The sequence below is a fragment of the Candidatus Acidiferrales bacterium genome, assembly GCA_035934015.1.
GTDB lineage: Bacteria > Acidobacteriota > Terriglobia > Acidiferrales > UBA7541 > DAHUXN01.
The window spans coordinates 22760-38488 of the sequence record DASYYH010000008.1; the positions used below are offsets into that span (position 1 = coordinate 22760).

Genomic DNA, 15729 nt, shown 5'->3' on the forward strand with positions numbered 1-15729 from the left:
TCCTCTTTGAGCGGGAGGCATCCGATGGCTTCGAAGTGGCTGGGCGGGCGTTCCAACGGCTCTTCCGAATGGGCCGGATTTATTGATCACAGCGTGAGCTTTGAAGGCAAGCTCAGGGTCGGCGGAATGTTTCGCGTCGACGGGCAAGTGAAAGGCGACATCACGTCCGAGCATGGATTGCTGCTCGGGGAAAACGCGAAGGTTGAAGGCCAGATCCACGCGAACGATGTGACGATTGCCGGGCGATTCGACGGGCAGATTTTCGCGAAGCAGCGCGTCGAAATTCAGCCGAAAGGCGTAGTGACGGGCGAAATTCACGCTCCCTGCCTGGTGATTCATTCCGGCGGTGTACTCGACGGTCAGTGCCACATGCTTTCCGCAGCGACGCAAGCCGAAGAGGCTCACACCATTGCTATTCCCATCCGGTCGGCGGTACAAAGCTGAAAGACGCACGGCGCTGTTAGGGCTTCGCAGGCTTGATCTGCTGTAGCAGAGAGAAGAAACTCGCAGCGTAGTCTTTTGGCCCGCTGTAGTCCGCTGAAGTCAGCTCCTTCGGAACGATGCAAGAAATCCACACGTTATTGGGACTAGCAGAGGAGTCGAACGTCCAGCACAGCCCGTCCGCGCCGGCAATCTCGAGAGTTCGCTGACCGCTGGGCAGGTATCCCTTTCCCTTCATTACCAGGGCTTCGGACTTTGCGTATACATCGGACTGAAAATGATACTGGCGCGTAAAGTGAGAAGGTTCGAAAACGACCACCGGATGCGGCAGCCAGGAAAGCCGCGTCATTCGCTCGACAGTCATATCTTCACCCTGGCTGCGCGCAAACCATTCAAAGGGAACATTGACCTTCCAGCCGCGAAAAGTGACAGTCTCTCCATGCGCAACATGCCAGGCTGCAGAGACGACTTCGGGAAGGAACACGGCAACGGCAAAAAGTGCAAAAGCAGCTGCCATTTTCGTGTTTCGCGTGCGAGACGAAGTCATACAATGATTTTACACTTCGCGCGATAGCAAATAAATGGTGGCCGTTGCGTTTGTGCCTGATTTGTGCCGGCGCGGCGTATAATTGTTCGCTTTCGATTTTTGGAATGAGGAGAAAAGCGTCCTTGGCGAACCCCGTGCGATTGACGTCGGCGGCCAAGGCTGCGGGTTGAGCGGCCAAGCTGAGTCCAGGTCTTTTGGACTCCGTGCTGCGCCGCTTACCACGGCCGACTGATGCGAATCTTCTTGTTGGTTTTGAAACCAACGACGACGCAGGCGTGTATCGACTGAGGGATGACCTCGCGCTGGTTCAAACCGTCGATTTTTTGACGCCGATCGCCGACGATCCGTTTACGTTCGGTCAAATCGCCGCGGCCAATTCACTGAGCGATATTTACGCCATGGGCGGCAAGCCAGTTTCGGCGCTTTCGATTGTGGGATTTCCGCCAGATGGCGACGCAGCTGTGCTGGAACAGATTTTGCGCGGTGGGTTATCGAAGATGGATGAAGCGCGCTGCACGATTCTGGGCGGACACTCCGTGCGCGACGAGGATTTGAAATTCGGATACGCAGTGACGGGAATCATCGATCCGAAGAAAATCTGGCGCAACGTCGGCGCGCGGCCCGGTGATGTCTTGATTCTGACGAAGCCGATCGGCACGGGAGTCGTCGCTACGGCGCTCAAGGCTGGGAAGGCAGGAGCGGAGGCTGTGGACGCGGCGAATGCGTCGATGGCGCGGCTGAATTGCGGCACAGCGGATGCACTGCACGAAATCGAAGCGACGACAGCGGACGGCTCTGCGGTTCATGCCGTGACGGATATTACCGGCTTCGGGCTGCTTGGCCATGCGAGAGAAATGGCGGCGGGGAGCAATGCATCGTTCCGGATCGATTCAGCGAAAATTCCTTTTCTGCCGGGTGCACGCGAGGCGGCAGGCGGCGGTTTTTTCGCCGGCGGACTGAAAAGCAACCGTGAGTTCATTGAGTCGTGCGTCGGCTTCGCGGGCAATGTGTCGGAGGAAATTCGTGCTTTGCTGTTTGACCCGCAAACATCGGGTGGGTTTCTCTTCGCCATTGGACGCGAGCACGCCGCGGCGGCCTGTGCAGCGCTCGAACGCCACGCCGTGCGCGGCGCAGAAATCGGCGAGGTCGTCGCGAAACGATCGCCGCTCATCGAAGTCGTATAGCGCGTGCGTGGGCATCTCGCGGCCGATCGAATGCCGCGCAGGCACTTCGTGTAAACTATTTTCGATTCGGTTATGGATCCTGTTACACACGGCATTGCCGGCGCGCTAATCGGCAAATCATTTTTTTCGAAGCGCAACGCACGCGTGGCGATTTTTGCGGCGACGCTCGGCGCGGTTTTTCCGGACGTCGACATTTTCGTTGATGCTGCTTCGCACGATCCGTTGGCGATTGCACGGTACCACCGCGGATTCGCGCATTCGTTTGTGGGACTGCCGATTTTCGCCGCGGCGCTCGCATGGCTCACGCGCGCCGGCGTTATCTGGTATGCGAAGCGGACGCGCCGCGAGATACGCTGCCCATCCTTCGCGATGCTCTTTGTGATTTATGCCGCGGGCATCGCGAGCCACATTATTCTCGACGGGTTTACGTCTTTCGGGACGCGCTTGCTCAATCCGTTTTCAACGGATCGCGTCGCTTGGGACTGGCTTTTTATCATCGATTTTGTTTTCACCGCGCTTCTGCTTGTCCCGCAGCTCATCGCGTGGGTGCACGACGATCCTTCTGTAAGCCGTAAGCGTGGCGGCGCGATGTTTGTTTTTTTTGCAATTCTGGCGCTCGGCGCATGGGCGCTTGCGGGGGCAGCCGGATTTCCATTTTCACTGGGGGTAGTCGCGATTGCGGTGGCAATTTTCATGGCGCTCTGCTTTCTGCCGGCGCGCGGACACTGGGGAAGCCGTATCGGCCGCGCGAGGTGGTGCCAGGCTGGATTTGCGGTCGCATGCGCTTACGTGATTGCCTGCGGCGTGGCGCATCACGTCGCGATGGACCGCGTGCGGGCGTTTGCCGATAGCCATCATGTGGATATCGAAAGGATTGGCGCGCTTCCGCTTCCGCCGTCGATGCTGGATTGGAATGGGATGATTCTGACGCCGACGGGAGTTTATCAATCGAGTTTTTCGTTGCTGAATTCACATGATGCGAATTTTCATTTTGTCGCTGATTCGCCGTCGAACCAATTCATTGCTGAGGCAGCGCGGCTCGAGCCGGTGCAGACTTATCTTTGGTTTGCACGCTTCCCGGTGGTTCGTTATTTCGCCGTCGGCGACAGGAATATAGTTGAATACGCGGACCCTCGTTTTTTCGAAGGCAGTGAGCGCGGGCCGACGCCTTTCACCTTTGGAGTGATTTTCGACGCACAAGGTAAATTGCTGCATTACGGCTGGATTCAGCGCGGGCCAAACTTTCCACGTGGCGGGTCAAAGGCGGACAAGACACAATGAAAATCCAAATTTTCAGCGACATTCATGGTGATTTGAACGCGCTGGAAAAATGCCTGGCGAACTCCGCGGACGTTTACATTGTCGCGGGAGATCTGGCTACATTCGGGCACGGATTGGAGCGCTGCGGACCGCTGCTCCAAAAATATGGCGAGCGAGTGTGGGTGATTCCCGGCAACCACGAAAACGCTGAGGACATCGAGAAATTTTGCGCGCGCTTTGGACTTGTCAATTTTCACCATAAGGCGCGACAGCTTGGCCCAATGCACTGGGCGGGGCTCGGCTATAGTAACATCACACCGTTCAATACGCCCGGGGAATACACCGAAGAGCAAATCGCCGAGACACTCGAAAAGTTTCGCGACCTTACGCCGCTTTACCTGGTCGCGCATGTGCCGCCGCACGGCTCGAAGCTCGACGAATTTGCGCCAGGCAAACATGCTGGAAGCACGGCGCTGCGCGGATGGATCGAACGCGAGCAGCCTGAGATGCTTTTCTGCGGACACATCCACGAATGCGCAGGAAAGAGTGACCAGATTGGCCGCACGCGCTGCTTCAACGTCGGCAAAGCGGGCTATCTTCTCGAACTGGCCTAAGACACAAAGATTGCGCCCGCAATTGAACAGACGGATAGCGCGGGCGCGCAGGGCTACGCTTTGAGCGGCTTATTTTTGAAGGGACTGCGTGAGGGAAGCGGATCGCTTTTGTTCAAATACAATTGCTGCAGGATGCCGACGACGCTGCTGGTGAAAATATAAAGAACCAGTCCGCTGGAGTAAAAAAAGAAGAGAAATCCGAAGGCCAGTGGCATCAGCGCCATCATTTTCTGCTGTGCAGGATCGACGGTCGGCGTTGGCGTCATCTTGGTCATGAAGTACATCGCCGCAGTCATCAGGATTGGCAGAATGTAATAAGGATCACGGGCCGAAAGATCGTGAATCCATCCGATCCAGGGCGCGTGGCGGAGCTCGATCGAATACTGCAACATGCGATAAAGAGCAAACCAGATCGGGAATTGAACCAATTGCGGCAAACAGCCGGAAATCGGATTCGCGCCTTCTTCCTTATAGATCGCGGACATCTCCTCTTGCATTTCGCGCCGCCGTGGATCGCGCAACGAATACTTCTTGTATTTTTCCTGGAGGGCCTTGATGCGCGGCATGGCTTTCTGCATGCGCTTGGTGGATTGCCAGCCCTTTATTTTGAGTGGAAAGAGGGCCATGTTGATGACGATGGTGAGCAGAACGATGGCCCAGCCGTAGTTCGGCACGTACTTGTAAATCCAATTCAGAGTCCACAGCAGTGGCTTGGCGATAAAGCTCATATAGCCGTATTGCACCAGACCTGTCAGCGGCGGATTCAGATGGTCGAGTTGCGAAAATTCCTTCGGGCCGACGTACAGGCGCGTATTCCATGCGCCGGGTGCCTGCGGCCCAGCGGCCATTTCCACGACAGGCTGTTGCGAAGTTTTGCCGTCTTCCGTGAGGTTTTGATATTGCGTCCAATCCCACAGAGCGATTCCCGGCTGAGGCGACAGAAAGGCCGCGGTGAAGAACGTATCCTCGATGCCCGCGGCGTCCATATAGCCTGAGACTTGCACAGGAATTTCGGGATGATCTTTCACGCCGAGTTTCTTGTATGTCAGCGGCACGACTTTCTGATTTTCGCTGTAAAAAACCTGCGTGAGCGCGGCCGCATTGGGGACCGACTGGTCACCGAATCCGCCGCGCCAGGAAATGCCAAACGGGATGGGTTGCTTGTCAAACGAAGCGGAAACGTCCAGCTCGACCTCGTAATTCGCGGCGAATTTCAATGCCTTCACGATATGGAGATGGCCATTGCTCCACTCGAAAACGATTTCCACGGGCGCTTGCAGTGTGGCGCCGTTTGGAACCGGTGTTTCAACGGCCGCTTTTGACGATCCGGAAACCGGGGCAGTGACACGCTGCGTGACAACATAGGACCCGGAGTTTGCCACCGCGTCGAGTTTCGGGTCGTCAAGCCAAACGGAGAGCGGCCATGCGTTGAGCTGCTTTGCCGCCGCGGAATTCACCAATTCAAGCGGCTTCGGTGGAGTTTCATTGTTGCGGTATTTCTTGAGCTTCCAACTGCGGACCACGCCGCCTACGTTCGACAATTCGACGCGGTAAAGTCCGCTCTCGACGGCGACAGTTTCTTCGCCATTCGCTTGCTGCACAGGAATTGTCGTCTGCTGCGTAGCCGGTGCTGAAGAAGACGCTATAACGGGCCGCGAAGGCTGTCCGGGCGCTGGCTGCTGCACATTAGTGGGAGGATTGGTTTCAGGCGGCTTCTGCGGGACGGGCGGCTTGAAAAAACGCGACCAGAGGATCAAAACGGCGGCCATCAAAATGATGGCCAGGCCCATTCGTTGCTCGTCGCTCATGCTCAACGCGCAACTCCTGAGGTGTGCTGTTCCAACGAATGGGCGGTTACGGATGCGTGGTTCGAATCTTCATTCAGGCTCTCGCCAGGCCAAATTTCCGGCAACGGATCGTATCCGCCAGTGGAAAAAGGACGGCAGCGCAGCAGCCTTTTCGCCCCCAGCCAGATTCCACGCGCCGCGCCAAATCGCTCGATGGCTTGATGCGTGTAGTGAGAGCAGGAGGGTTCGAACTTGCAGTTGCCGCCAAAGAAAGGCCCCAGGAAAACCTGATATACGCGCACGAGAAAGAGCGCGAGCCACCGCGCGGCGCGTTTCGGATTCACTCTGCCGCTCGCTTCTCGCGAGGAATCAGCGAAAGCAGTTCCGCTTCGATTTTCGCGAACTTCAGCGTGGCCACGGTTTTGCTTGGATGAATCACGATATCCCACCCGGCGGGCATCTCCTCGCGATGCAACCGCAAAATCTCTCGAATGCGCCTTCGGATTCGATTGCGCAACACGGCATTGCCCAGCGCTTTCTTCACGCTCATGCCGAAACGGTCGCGCGCGAGCCCATTGGGTCGCACGAAAATCACAAAGGTCTGATTCGACCGCCGGCGGCCTCCACGGTAAACAGCTTCGTACTCCGCTCGCCGTACCAGCCGCCATTCGCGCGGCAAATTCCGGCGCAGGCGCTTGGGCACTGCATCGCCGCTCTCTCGATTGGCTTTCGGGCGCTCAGACGCGGGTAAGGCTGTGGCGTCCCTTTTTTCTGCGTCGGGCAAGAACTTGTTGTCCACTCTTGGTTTTCATTCGCGCGCGGAATCCGTGCTTCTTGTGGCGGCGGCGAACATGCGGTTGAAAAGTGCGCTTCGGCAACGATTCTCTCCTTACATGGCGCTTTCCCGCGCCTGGCTCAGTTTATTCGCAGGAGCGCACGCTCTGCTCACTGCAATTTCGATGACCCAAATAGGTAGTGTATGCGACCCTCCAAAATGGGTCAAGGAATCCTGGCCGGTGTGAACGGAATTTGAAATAAAGCGGGAGTTACTGCAGACGCTGCGTTTTGGCGTCGAAGCCGACGAGCGAATCGAAGATCGCCAGCACGTGGCGGCGATATTCGAGCATACGCTGGAAAACGACGCGCTGTTCCGGCTGGCGCGTGGCCTCACGATCCCACTTCGCCAGCACGGCGGCAGGGACTTCAATGTCGCGGCGAAGCTCTTCGGCGGAATGGCCACGGAGGAAGAGGCCGTAGAAGAAGGCCGCCTCGCGCTGCGGGAATTCGAGCTCGCGCAGAGGGTGGTCCAGGACCACTTGGATCGCTGCCGGATTGAGCTGTGTCGCCATAGAGCGAAAGGGCAGTTTACCGATTTCGGTCACAACGTCAAGAGTACGGGTACCTATATTGAGCGTAAGAAGAAAGCTGCCTAGTAGCGGGTCCGGCTGGCGCGCAGGAACATCTGGAGTGCGGTGACATTGGCCTGATCGCTACCTACACGGAGGGCATCCACCGGTAAACCAAGGACTTCGGCCTGTTCCAGGCTCAATCCAGCATCGTCAAGTTCCGCTAGACTATAGCCTTCGGCGGGAATCAAGCGATTCCGCGCCGATCGGTCCACGGGCCGAGGCGGCTGCACCGCCGTGCCGCGCTTGCGGATGCGGTTGAAAAAATCGTCCCAATCTCGGCGGACCCACATTGGATCCTCCCCCTTACCGTCGCAGTTCTTAGATGCGGTTTTTCGATACAGCGTCGCAGGCGCCATGTCCTCATGTCCTGTGGACTGCGCGTGCTAGTGCCGTGAATTGTAACCCCCGCTGTCAAGAAAAGTCGTTCAGCGTGAGGTCGTGTTTCGATATGGTTAGGAACCATTCCGACACACGAATTTTGGGCCATTTTGTCCTCCGAACGGCACGCGGATCTAACCGGTCGCCGCCGTGGCTGGTATACTGAAACCAACGCATTGCAAGGGAATTGTGGGGCATGACGCAACCTGCGGTTGTCATTCATTATCATGAACTGTGGCTGAAGGGCCGCAACCGGCGATATTTTGCCTCGCAGCTTTCCCGGGCTGTGCGCGCAGGTTTGGAAGGAATCCCGATTGAAAAAGTGGAACGGCCGAACGACCGCATCGTCGTGCGCCTCGGGAAAGGGGCGTCGCTCGAAGAGGTGCTTGCGCGCGTGGCGAGAATTACCGGCTTGGCCTACTACGCAGTTGCCCAGCCGGTCGAACTGGACCTCGGTGCGCTGTGCCGCGCGGCGTGGAAGGAAATCGAGCCGCTGCAGTTTTCGACATTCGCCATTCGCGCGCGCCGCAGCGATAAATCCTTTCCCCATCCTAGCTCGGAAATCGAGAGAGTTGTGGGGCGCTACGTGGAAGACCAGCTTGCCGCTGCTGGCCGCCGTGCGCGCGTGAAATTGAACGATCCAGACGTCACCTGCCGAATCGAGATCACCTCGGGTCCCGCGCTGGTCTACGCGCGGAAAATTCCCGGTCCAGGCGGACTGCCAGCAAACACGGCGGGAAAGATGATGTGCCTGCTTTCCGGAGGATTCGACTCCGCCGTGGCTGCATACCAGATGATGAAGCGCGGCGCGCATCTTTCGTTCGCTCATTTTTACGGAACGGGCGCGCGGCCCGGCGAATCGTCCGTGCACGTGGCGCGCGGGCTCGTGGAGAAGCTTGTGCCTTGGCAATTTACGGCGAAGCTCTATCGGGTGCCGTTCGAGGCCATTCAGCGCGAAATTGTTCGCTATGCGCCGGAGAATTGCCGCGTGCTGCTCTATCGGCGAATGATGCTGCGAATCGCCGAAGTCTTGGCGAAGCACGATCAGGCGCTGGCACTGATCACAGGCGACAGTCTGGCGCAGGTGGCGTCGCAAACGCTGCGCAACATGATCGCCGTGGAAGCAGCGGCGAAGCTGCCCGTTTTTCGCCCGCTGGTGGGAACAGACAAAATGGAAATCCTGGAGATCGCGCGAAAAATCGGGACGTACGATATCTCTTCCGAACCATTCCACGATTGCTGTCCGATTTTCCTGCCGCGCAGCCCTGTGCTGCACGCGAGCGCCGCCGAGTTGGATGCCGCGGAAACGAAACTTGACGTGCCGCAGCTTGTGCAGCAAGGCGTGAGTTCGGCGATGCTGGAACATTATCGCTATGCCGCCGGGCGCGTGGAACGCAAGGAAGTCCCGCCGCGTTCACAGAAGCTGAAGCAAGATGCGGCAATCGCGTAAGCCGCACGCTGCGATTCCAATCTATTTTCCTGCGGGATTCTAGCTGCGGTAACTGGCGTTGATGCGCACATAGTCGCCGGTGAAATCGCACGTCCAGACGCGCGCGTGGCCGCGGCCAGCGTGCAAATCCACGACAATCGGGACATGCTTCGCGAGCAATTTGCGATGCGCAGCACGTTCGCCAAACGGATGCGCAACGCCATTGCGGCACATCAGGATGCCGGCCATGCGAACTTCTACCCGCTGAGGATCGAAATGCACTCCAGCGCGCCCCGCTGCAGCCAGGATTCGCCCCCAGTTTGGATCTCCGCCGGCGAGCGCGGTCTTGACGAGAGGCGAATTAGCGATGGTTCGGGCGATCTGATCCGCCACGCGATCGGATGGCGCGCCGCGAACCTCGATTTCGACCACGCGATGGGCGCCTTCGCCATCCGCGACGATTTGCAGCGCCAGCGAGTGGCAAACGGATTCGACCGCTGCACGAAATTTCTTGTAAGTGGCAGTGCCCGCGCGAATCGCGGGAGCGCCGGAAGCGCCGTTGGCAAGCAGCGCGAGCGTGTCGTTTGTCGATGTATCGCCATCGACGGTGATGGAATTGAAGGTTCCCGCGACGGCTTCGCGCAGCGCGCGAGAGAGAACAGCAGGCACCGCAGCAGCGTCCGTCACGATGAAGGAAAGCATCGTGGCCATATTCGGATGAATCATTCCCGCGCCCTTGGCGCAGCCGAGGACGCGCACAGTCTTGCCGCCAATTCGGCAATTCGCTGCAGCCCATTTGGGACGCGTGTCCGTGGTCATGATGGCGCGCGTAAGTAGGGCGAAGGAAGCAGGATGCTCGGAACGATTTGTACTAAGCACGGGAATTGTCCGGAGGATTCGCTCCACGCGAATGGGCAAGCCGATCACGCCTGTCGAACAGACAAGGATTTGTTCCGGCTGGCACCCGAGTCTTTTCGCGGTCACAACTGCGGTCCTGCGCGAAGCTTGCAATCCCGCGGTTCCGGTGACGCAATTGGCGTTTCCGGAATTGACTATGATCGCGCGCATCTTGCCAGCCGATTTACGCAAATGCGCCTGCGACACGACCACCGGTGCGGCCTTGACGAGGTTGGTCGTAAACACGCAAGCGGCCGCGGCTGGCGTTTCGCTGACGATCAGGCCCAGATCAAGTCCTGATTTTTTCAGTCCGCAGCCGACAGCGGAAAACGAGAAGCCGCGAGGCAGGAGCAACGTGGAGATTCGCGATTTCATGCGGCCGGAACGGGCGACGCGACGTTATCAAGAATGGACAATGCGGAGCGCTCGGGCAGAACATTGGCGATGACAGCGATCAGACGGCAACGACGAGCCTTTGGGCAAACCGAACAGTCGCGCTCGATTTTTTCCGGCAGCGTCCGGCGCGAGGAGGCTGCGAAACCTTGATGCTCGAAAAATGCAGGCGCATGCGTGACAGCAAAGACGCGGGCAATCCTTCTGCGCCGCGCATCCAGAAGGGCGAACTGCACAAGACGCGCGCCGAGGCCCCGCCCGCGAATATCCGGGCTCACGGCCAGCGAGCGGATTTCCGCGAGATCCGGCCCGTAGCTTTCCAGTGACACGCAGCCGACGATTTGAGATTTTTCTTCGAGGACAAGGAAGCTGGAAACGCGCTCACGCACGTTTTCTTCCGTGCGCGGCAGCAAAATGCCCTGCGCGGCATAGTACGCGATGAGCGCGTGAATCGCTGCAGCATCGCCGGGACGCGCGCGCCGCGACCTCATACCAATTTCTCCTGCGCGGCGAGGCGAATTTTCGCTTCGTCAAGAGCCGCGCGAACGGCATTTGGCGCCGTCCCTCCTGAGGCGCTGCGGCGCGCCAGCGAGCCATCGACCGTCAGCGCCTGCGCAAAATCCGCGCCGAAAGCCGGCGAATATTTTTTCAGCTTTTCGACTGGCCAGTGGCCGAAACCCCGCGCATCGCCTTCCGCGTCGCGAACAAGCTTGCCGATGATTTCGTGCGCCTGCCGGAATGGAACTCCCCGCGCGACGAGGTAATCGGCGGCTTCCGTCGCCGTCAATGCCGGGTCCTGGGCTGCGGCGCGGAGTTTCGCAGCATCGAATTTTGCCGCGGCGATGGCTCCTGCCGCAATGCGCGTCATCGCCAGTGCTTCATCGTGCGCGCCGAATAATGGCTCTTTGTCTTCCTGCAAATCGCGCTGATAGCTCGTCGGTAATCCTTTCATCGTGACCAGCAAAGCGATGAGCGCTGCCGTGACGCGGCCGGATTTTCCGCGAATCAGCTCCCATGCGTCTGGATTTTTCTTCTGCGGCATCAGGCTGCTGCCCGTCGAATATTCGTCCAGCAAAATGACGAAGCCGAAACCGGGCGACGCGAAAAGAATCATGTCTTCCGCGAGGCGCGAAAGATGGCTGGCGAGAACCACAAGCGCGTAAAGATAGTCGAGCGGAAAATCACGGCGGCTGACGGAGTCGAGACTGTTTCGCGTGACGCGCGCAAATCCCAGCTCATTGGCCATGGCGCGGCGATCCACCGGGAAAGCGCAGCCCGCCAGCGCGCCCGAGCCGAGCGGGCATGCATCGGAAGTGTTCACGGCAAACGCCAGGCGATTGAGATCGTGGAAGAACCCCTCCGCATGCGCAAGCAGGAAATGCGAAAGCAGAATCGGCTGCGCCAGTTGCATATGCGTCATGCCGGGCATGGGCACGCCGAAATTGGCCTCTGCCTGAGCGAGAAAGGCCTCGATGAGCGCGGCCACTGCGGCGCGCGTTTCTCTGGCAGCGAATTTGACGAACATGCGAAATTCCGTGACCACCATTTCGTTGCGGCTGCGTCCCGTGTGGAGCTTCTGTCCCAGAGGCCCAAGCATTTCCGTCAGCGTGGATTCAACGAAATGATGCACATCTTCCGCGTTCGACGCATCGAGCCACTTTGGCTCAGCAAGGGAGCGCCTTTCAATCTGGTCGAGCGCAGCCAGGATTTGCCTGGTTTCATCGTCGCTCAGAATGCCGACTTTTTCCAGGCCGCGCGCCCAGGCGCGGTCGAGCTGCAGCTCGAAGGGAAGCAGCCGGCGATCGAAGCGAAAGGAGGCTTCGAAATCGTAGAATGCCTGGTCTGGAGCGCGGTCGAACCGCCCGCCCCACATTTTCTTCTGTGCCGCTTCGCTCAACGCGCCTCGCTCTCCATGGGAACCGTGATCGGCAACGCGAAAAGATTGATGAATCCTTCGGCGTCCTTCGGGTTGTAGCCAGTCATTGTGAAGCTCGCCAAATTCGTGCGATAGAGTGAATAGGGCGACTTGCGCGACGTGACATCGACATTGCCCTTGAACAGGCTCAGCCCAACCGAGCCCGTGACGCGGCTCTGCGAGGATGCAAAGAATGCGTCGAGCGCCTCGCGCAACGGAGTGAACCACATTCCGTAATAAACCATTTCGGCATAGCGCAGCGCCAAATGCTGCTGGTAATGCAGCGTCTCGCGGTCGAGACAAAGGGATTCGAGCTCGCGATGCGCGATGACGAGCAAAGTGCCCGCCGGCGTTTCGTATGCGCCGCGCGATTTCATGCCCACCAGGCGATTCTCCACAATGTCCATGCGTCCCACGCCATTTTTCGCGGCGATGTCGTTTAGCTCTTCGAGCAAGGCCAGCGCGCCGAGTTTTTTCCCATTCACCGAAACCGGAACACCACTTTCGAAGCCGATTTCGACTTCCGCAGGCGCGTTCGGCGCAGCCGCTGGCGAAACCACCCACTGCCACATGGCTTCTTCGGGCGCGTTCGCGGGATCTTCCAGGCGTCCGCCCTCGTGGCTCAAATGCCAGATGTTGCGGTCGCGGCTATAAATGTTTTTCGTAGTTTGCTCGATGGGAATATTGTGTTCGCGCGCGTAGGCGATGGCGTCCTCGCGCGAATTGATTTTCCATTCGCGCCATGGCGCAATGATTTTCATTTCCGGCGCGATGGCTTTCACGGCGAGTTCGAAGCGCACCTGGTCGTTGCCTTTGCCCGTGCAGCCGTGGGCCACGGCGTCGGCGCCGACTTTGCGGGCGAGTTCCGCCTGGCGCCGTCCTAGGATCGGCCGTGCGAAGGAAGTGCCCAGCAGATACTTGTGCTCGTAGACCGCGCCGGCGCGCAGTGTCGGCCAGATGTAGCGCGTGATGAATTCTTCGCGCAGGTCTTCGACGTAAGCCGCGCTTGCGCCGGTGGCAAGTGCCTTGCGGCGTGCCGCTTCCAAATCTTCTTTCTGTCCGAGGTCGCCGATCATGGCGACGACTTCACAATGATAATTTTCCTTCAGCCACGGAATGATGATGGAGGTATCGAGCCCTCCGGAATATGCCAGGACAACTTTTTTCGCCAACGGTTTCTCCTTAGCCAAGCAGGGTGAGCAAAATTGCTTTCTGAATGTGCAAACGGTTTTCCGACTGATCAAAGACGATGGAACGCGGGGAATCAATGACGCCCCCCATGACCTCCGAACCGCGGTGCGCGGGCAGGCAGTGCATGAAAACGGCGTTTGGATCAGCGTGCTCCATCAGGGATTCGCTTATCTGGTAGGGCGCAAAGACTTTCTCGCGCGCGGCCGCTTCGTTCTCCTGGCCCATGCTGGCCCAGACGTCGGTATAAATGGCCTGTGCGCCGGCGACGGCCTCCTCCGGCGAGCGAAGGATCTCGATTTTTCCACGCGTTTCGCGTGCCGCACGCCGCGCATCGGCGACGATGGCCGCATCCGGTTCGTAGCCCTCCGGCGTTGCGACGCGCACATGCGCTCCCAGCCGCGCGCCGAGCATCATCAGCGAATGGCACACATTATTTCCATCGCCCACGTAGGCGAACTTCATGCCGCGCGCGCTGCCGAAGCGCTCCTCGAGCGTAAAAAAATCAGCGAGCGCCTGGCAGGGATGATAGCGATTGGAAAGCGCGTTGATGACCGGAATCGAAGCATTTTGCGCCAGTTCCTCGAGGACGCTTTGTTCGAAGACCCGCGCGACGATGCCCTGCACCCAGCGGTCGAGATTTTTCGCAACGTCGGCAACCGATTCACGTTCACCGAGGCGCGATTGCGTGTGATCGAGAAACACCGCGCCGCCACCCATGCTGGCGATGCCGACTTCAAACGTCACGCGCGTGCGCAGCGACGGCTTTTCGAAAATCATGGCGAGGAAGCGTCCTGCAAGCGCGCTGCGATATCGTTCCGGACGCGCTTTGATGTCCGCCGCGAGATGAAAAAGTTCGCGAATCTGAGCCGGGACCCATTCGGAGCCGGTCAAAAGATCGTGCGTTAGAGGCGCAACGGTTGGAGCAGCGGCGACGGCCATGATTACCTCGCTGCGGCGCTCGCCTTCGCGTGCGCCGCCTCTTCGAATTTGAAATTTTGCTGCGTGTGTCCGGTTTCGGCCGGCTTCCATGCCTTCTTTGGAGCTTTTTCGAGCGCCACTTCCAGTTTCTTCAAGAATTCGCGCACATCCTGCGAGCGGATATTGAACGGCGGCAGAAAACGCAGAATGTGTTCGTGCGTGCAATTAATGATCAGGCCGCGCCGCAAGGCCTCTTCGGCAACTGGTGCGCCTTCGATGGCCAAATCCAAACCGAGGATGAGGCCTTCGCCGCGAATTTCGCGAATGAAATCGAAGCGCAACCGAAGTTTCTTGAAGCCGGCCTGCAATTCCTCGCTGCGCGCTCTGATGTTTTCGAGCAGTTTCTCTTTCTCGATGACCCCCAGAAATTCCAGTGCAGCAGCACAGACCAGCGGTCCGCCGCCGAATGTCGTGCCATGAATCCCGGGAGTCAGCGCGGCGGCAAATTCTTCGCCTGCGATAAACGCGCCCAGCGGCAGTCCGCCGGCCAGCGGCTTGGCGACCGTCACGACGTCGGGCTTGGCGGAGAAGCGCTGATATGCGAATTTCAGGCCCGTCCGCCCGAGCCCGCATTGAATTTCGTCGGCAATCATTACAGCGCCTTGTTGCGTCGCGAGCTGGCGGGCGCGCTGCCAAAAAGCTTCGCTGACCGGATAAATCCCGCCCTCGCCCTGAATCGTCTCAATGACGATGGCACAAACCATGTCGTCGAATTTGCTCTCGAGATCTGCCAAATCGTCGAACCGCACAAACTCCGCGCCGGGCACGAGCGGCTCGAAAGGCTCGCGATATTTCGCCGGATACGTAATGGAAACGGCTCCGAACGTCCGGCCATGGAAAGAATTCTCCAACGCCAGAAACCGCGTCTTGGGTCTTGCTCCCGCCACACCGTTTTTCTTTGCGTATGCGCGCGCCAGCTTCAGCGCGCCTTCGATGGCCTCCGTGCCGCTGTTCGTAAAGAAAACACGATCCAAGCCGGACCACTCCGCGAGTTTGCTCGCCAGTGGCCCCTGAAAAGGATTGTGAAACAAATTCGAAAGATGAATCGCGCGGGCCGCTTCTCGGCGAATCACACGCACCAACGCCGGATGCGAATACCCGAGCGCGTTGACCGCAATACCTCCGAGAAAATCGAGATAGGCCTTGCCGCGCGCATCGTAGAGGCAGCAGCCTTTGCCGCGCACAAATACGATTTCCGGCCGGCGATAGGTGCCGACGAGATGCTGATCGGCTTGGCGCAGCGCACGCGTCGCGTTGAATTTTGGCGTTTTTGGAGATGCCTTGGCTGTCTTCCGCGTCATCGTCT

18 protein-coding genes are annotated in these 15729 nt (G+C 58.7%); 5 read left to right on the forward strand and 13 right to left on the reverse strand.

The window, feature by feature from the left end; all coding sequences use genetic code 11:
• Positions 1–24 precede the first annotated feature (24 nt).
• Positions 25–444 carry a polymer-forming cytoskeletal protein gene (locus tag VGR81_04350; GenBank protein HEV2288164.1) on the forward strand — a complete coding sequence of 140 codons (420 nt, stop codon included), beginning with the start codon at positions 25–27 and terminating at the stop codon, positions 442–444.
• Positions 445–460: 16 nt separating this feature from the next.
• Here VGR81_04350 and VGR81_04355 read toward each other — a convergent pair whose 3' ends face one another.
• The gene (locus tag VGR81_04355; GenBank protein HEV2288165.1) at positions 461–958 is read right to left on the reverse strand and encodes a hypothetical protein; all 498 of its coding nucleotides are present in this window, start codon (positions 956–958) and stop codon (positions 461–463) included.
• A gap of 134 nt (positions 959–1092) precedes the next feature.
• Between VGR81_04355 and selD the strand changes: the two genes are divergently transcribed.
• From selD to VGR81_04370, 3 genes are all read left to right on the forward strand, one after another.
• Entirely contained in the window at positions 1093–2172 is a 1080-nt protein-coding gene (selD, locus tag VGR81_04360; protein HEV2288166.1) for a selenide, water dikinase SelD, read from the forward strand.
• Positions 2173–2244: 72 nt separating this feature from the next.
• Positions 2245–3453, forward strand: coding sequence for a metal-dependent hydrolase (locus VGR81_04365; GenBank protein HEV2288167.1), 1209 nt, complete (start codon positions 2245–2247; stop codon positions 3451–3453).
• A complete protein-coding gene (locus VGR81_04370) occupies positions 3450–4046 on the forward strand; it encodes a metallophosphoesterase (GenBank protein ID HEV2288168.1) in 597 nt (198 codons plus the stop codon). Before VGR81_04365 ends, VGR81_04370 begins: the two co-directional genes overlap by 4 nt.
• 53 nt (positions 4047–4099) lie before the next feature.
• Here the strand turns inward: VGR81_04370 and yidC are convergent, their stop codons facing one another.
• From yidC to VGR81_04400, 6 genes are all read right to left on the reverse strand, one after another.
• Positions 4100–5854, reverse strand: a complete 1755-nt coding sequence (yidC, locus tag VGR81_04375) for a membrane protein insertase YidC (protein HEV2288169.1) — start codon at positions 5852–5854, stop codon at positions 4100–4102.
• A 2-nt stretch (positions 5855–5856) separates the two neighbouring features.
• Entirely contained in the window at positions 5857–6177 is a 321-nt protein-coding gene (gene yidD, locus VGR81_04380) for a membrane protein insertion efficiency factor YidD (protein HEV2288170.1), read from the reverse strand.
• A complete protein-coding gene (gene rnpA, locus VGR81_04385; GenBank protein HEV2288171.1) occupies positions 6174–6536 on the reverse strand; it encodes a ribonuclease P protein component in 363 nt (120 codons plus the stop codon). Before rnpA ends, yidD begins: the two co-directional genes overlap by 4 nt.
• Positions 6537–6570: 34 nt before the next feature.
• Positions 6571–6711 carry a 50S ribosomal protein L34 gene (gene rpmH / locus VGR81_04390; protein ID HEV2288172.1) on the reverse strand — a complete coding sequence of 47 codons (141 nt, stop codon included), beginning with the start codon at positions 6709–6711 and terminating at the stop codon, positions 6571–6573.
• A gap of 168 nt (positions 6712–6879) precedes the next feature.
• Entirely contained in the window at positions 6880–7182 is a 303-nt protein-coding gene (locus tag VGR81_04395; GenBank protein ID HEV2288173.1) for a hypothetical protein, read from the reverse strand.
• A gap of 80 nt (positions 7183–7262) precedes the next feature.
• Positions 7263–7532 carry a hypothetical protein gene (locus tag VGR81_04400; protein HEV2288174.1) on the reverse strand — a complete coding sequence of 90 codons (270 nt, stop codon included), beginning with the start codon at positions 7530–7532 and terminating at the stop codon, positions 7263–7265.
• Positions 7533–7816: 284 nt separating this feature from the next.
• Here VGR81_04400 and thiI point away from each other — a divergent pair, with 284 nt between their 5' ends.
• The gene (thiI, locus tag VGR81_04405) at positions 7817–9070 is read left to right on the forward strand and encodes a tRNA uracil 4-sulfurtransferase ThiI (protein ID HEV2288175.1); all 1254 of its coding nucleotides are present in this window, start codon (positions 7817–7819) and stop codon (positions 9068–9070) included.
• Between the two features lie 39 nt (positions 9071–9109).
• Here thiI and argJ read toward each other — a convergent pair whose 3' ends face one another.
• Genes argJ through VGR81_04435 form a run of 6 tightly spaced genes read right to left on the reverse strand, consistent with a single transcriptional unit; the run spans position 9110 to position 15724 of the window.
• The gene (gene argJ / locus VGR81_04410) at positions 9110–10321 is read right to left on the reverse strand and encodes a bifunctional glutamate N-acetyltransferase/amino-acid acetyltransferase ArgJ (GenBank protein HEV2288176.1); all 1212 of its coding nucleotides are present in this window, start codon (positions 10319–10321) and stop codon (positions 9110–9112) included.
• Positions 10318–10830: a GNAT family N-acetyltransferase gene (locus VGR81_04415; protein HEV2288177.1), complete on the reverse strand. Its 513-nt coding sequence runs from the start codon at positions 10828–10830 to the stop codon at positions 10318–10320. Before VGR81_04415 ends, argJ begins: the two co-directional genes overlap by 4 nt.
• Entirely contained in the window at positions 10827–12236 is a 1410-nt protein-coding gene (gene argH / locus VGR81_04420) for an argininosuccinate lyase (GenBank protein HEV2288178.1), read from the reverse strand. Before argH ends, VGR81_04415 begins: the two co-directional genes overlap by 4 nt.
• Positions 12233–13426, reverse strand: coding sequence for an argininosuccinate synthase (locus tag VGR81_04425; protein HEV2288179.1), 1194 nt, complete (start codon positions 13424–13426; stop codon positions 12233–12235). The genes argH and VGR81_04425 overlap by 4 nt, the downstream gene beginning before the upstream one ends.
• A gap of 10 nt (positions 13427–13436) precedes the next feature.
• Positions 13437–14384: an ornithine carbamoyltransferase gene (argF, locus tag VGR81_04430; protein ID HEV2288180.1), complete on the reverse strand. Its 948-nt coding sequence runs from the start codon at positions 14382–14384 to the stop codon at positions 13437–13439.
• Between the two features lie 2 nt (positions 14385–14386).
• A complete protein-coding gene (locus VGR81_04435) occupies positions 14387–15724 on the reverse strand; it encodes an aspartate aminotransferase family protein (protein ID HEV2288181.1) in 1338 nt (445 codons plus the stop codon).
• Positions 15725–15729: the final 5 nt, after the last annotated feature.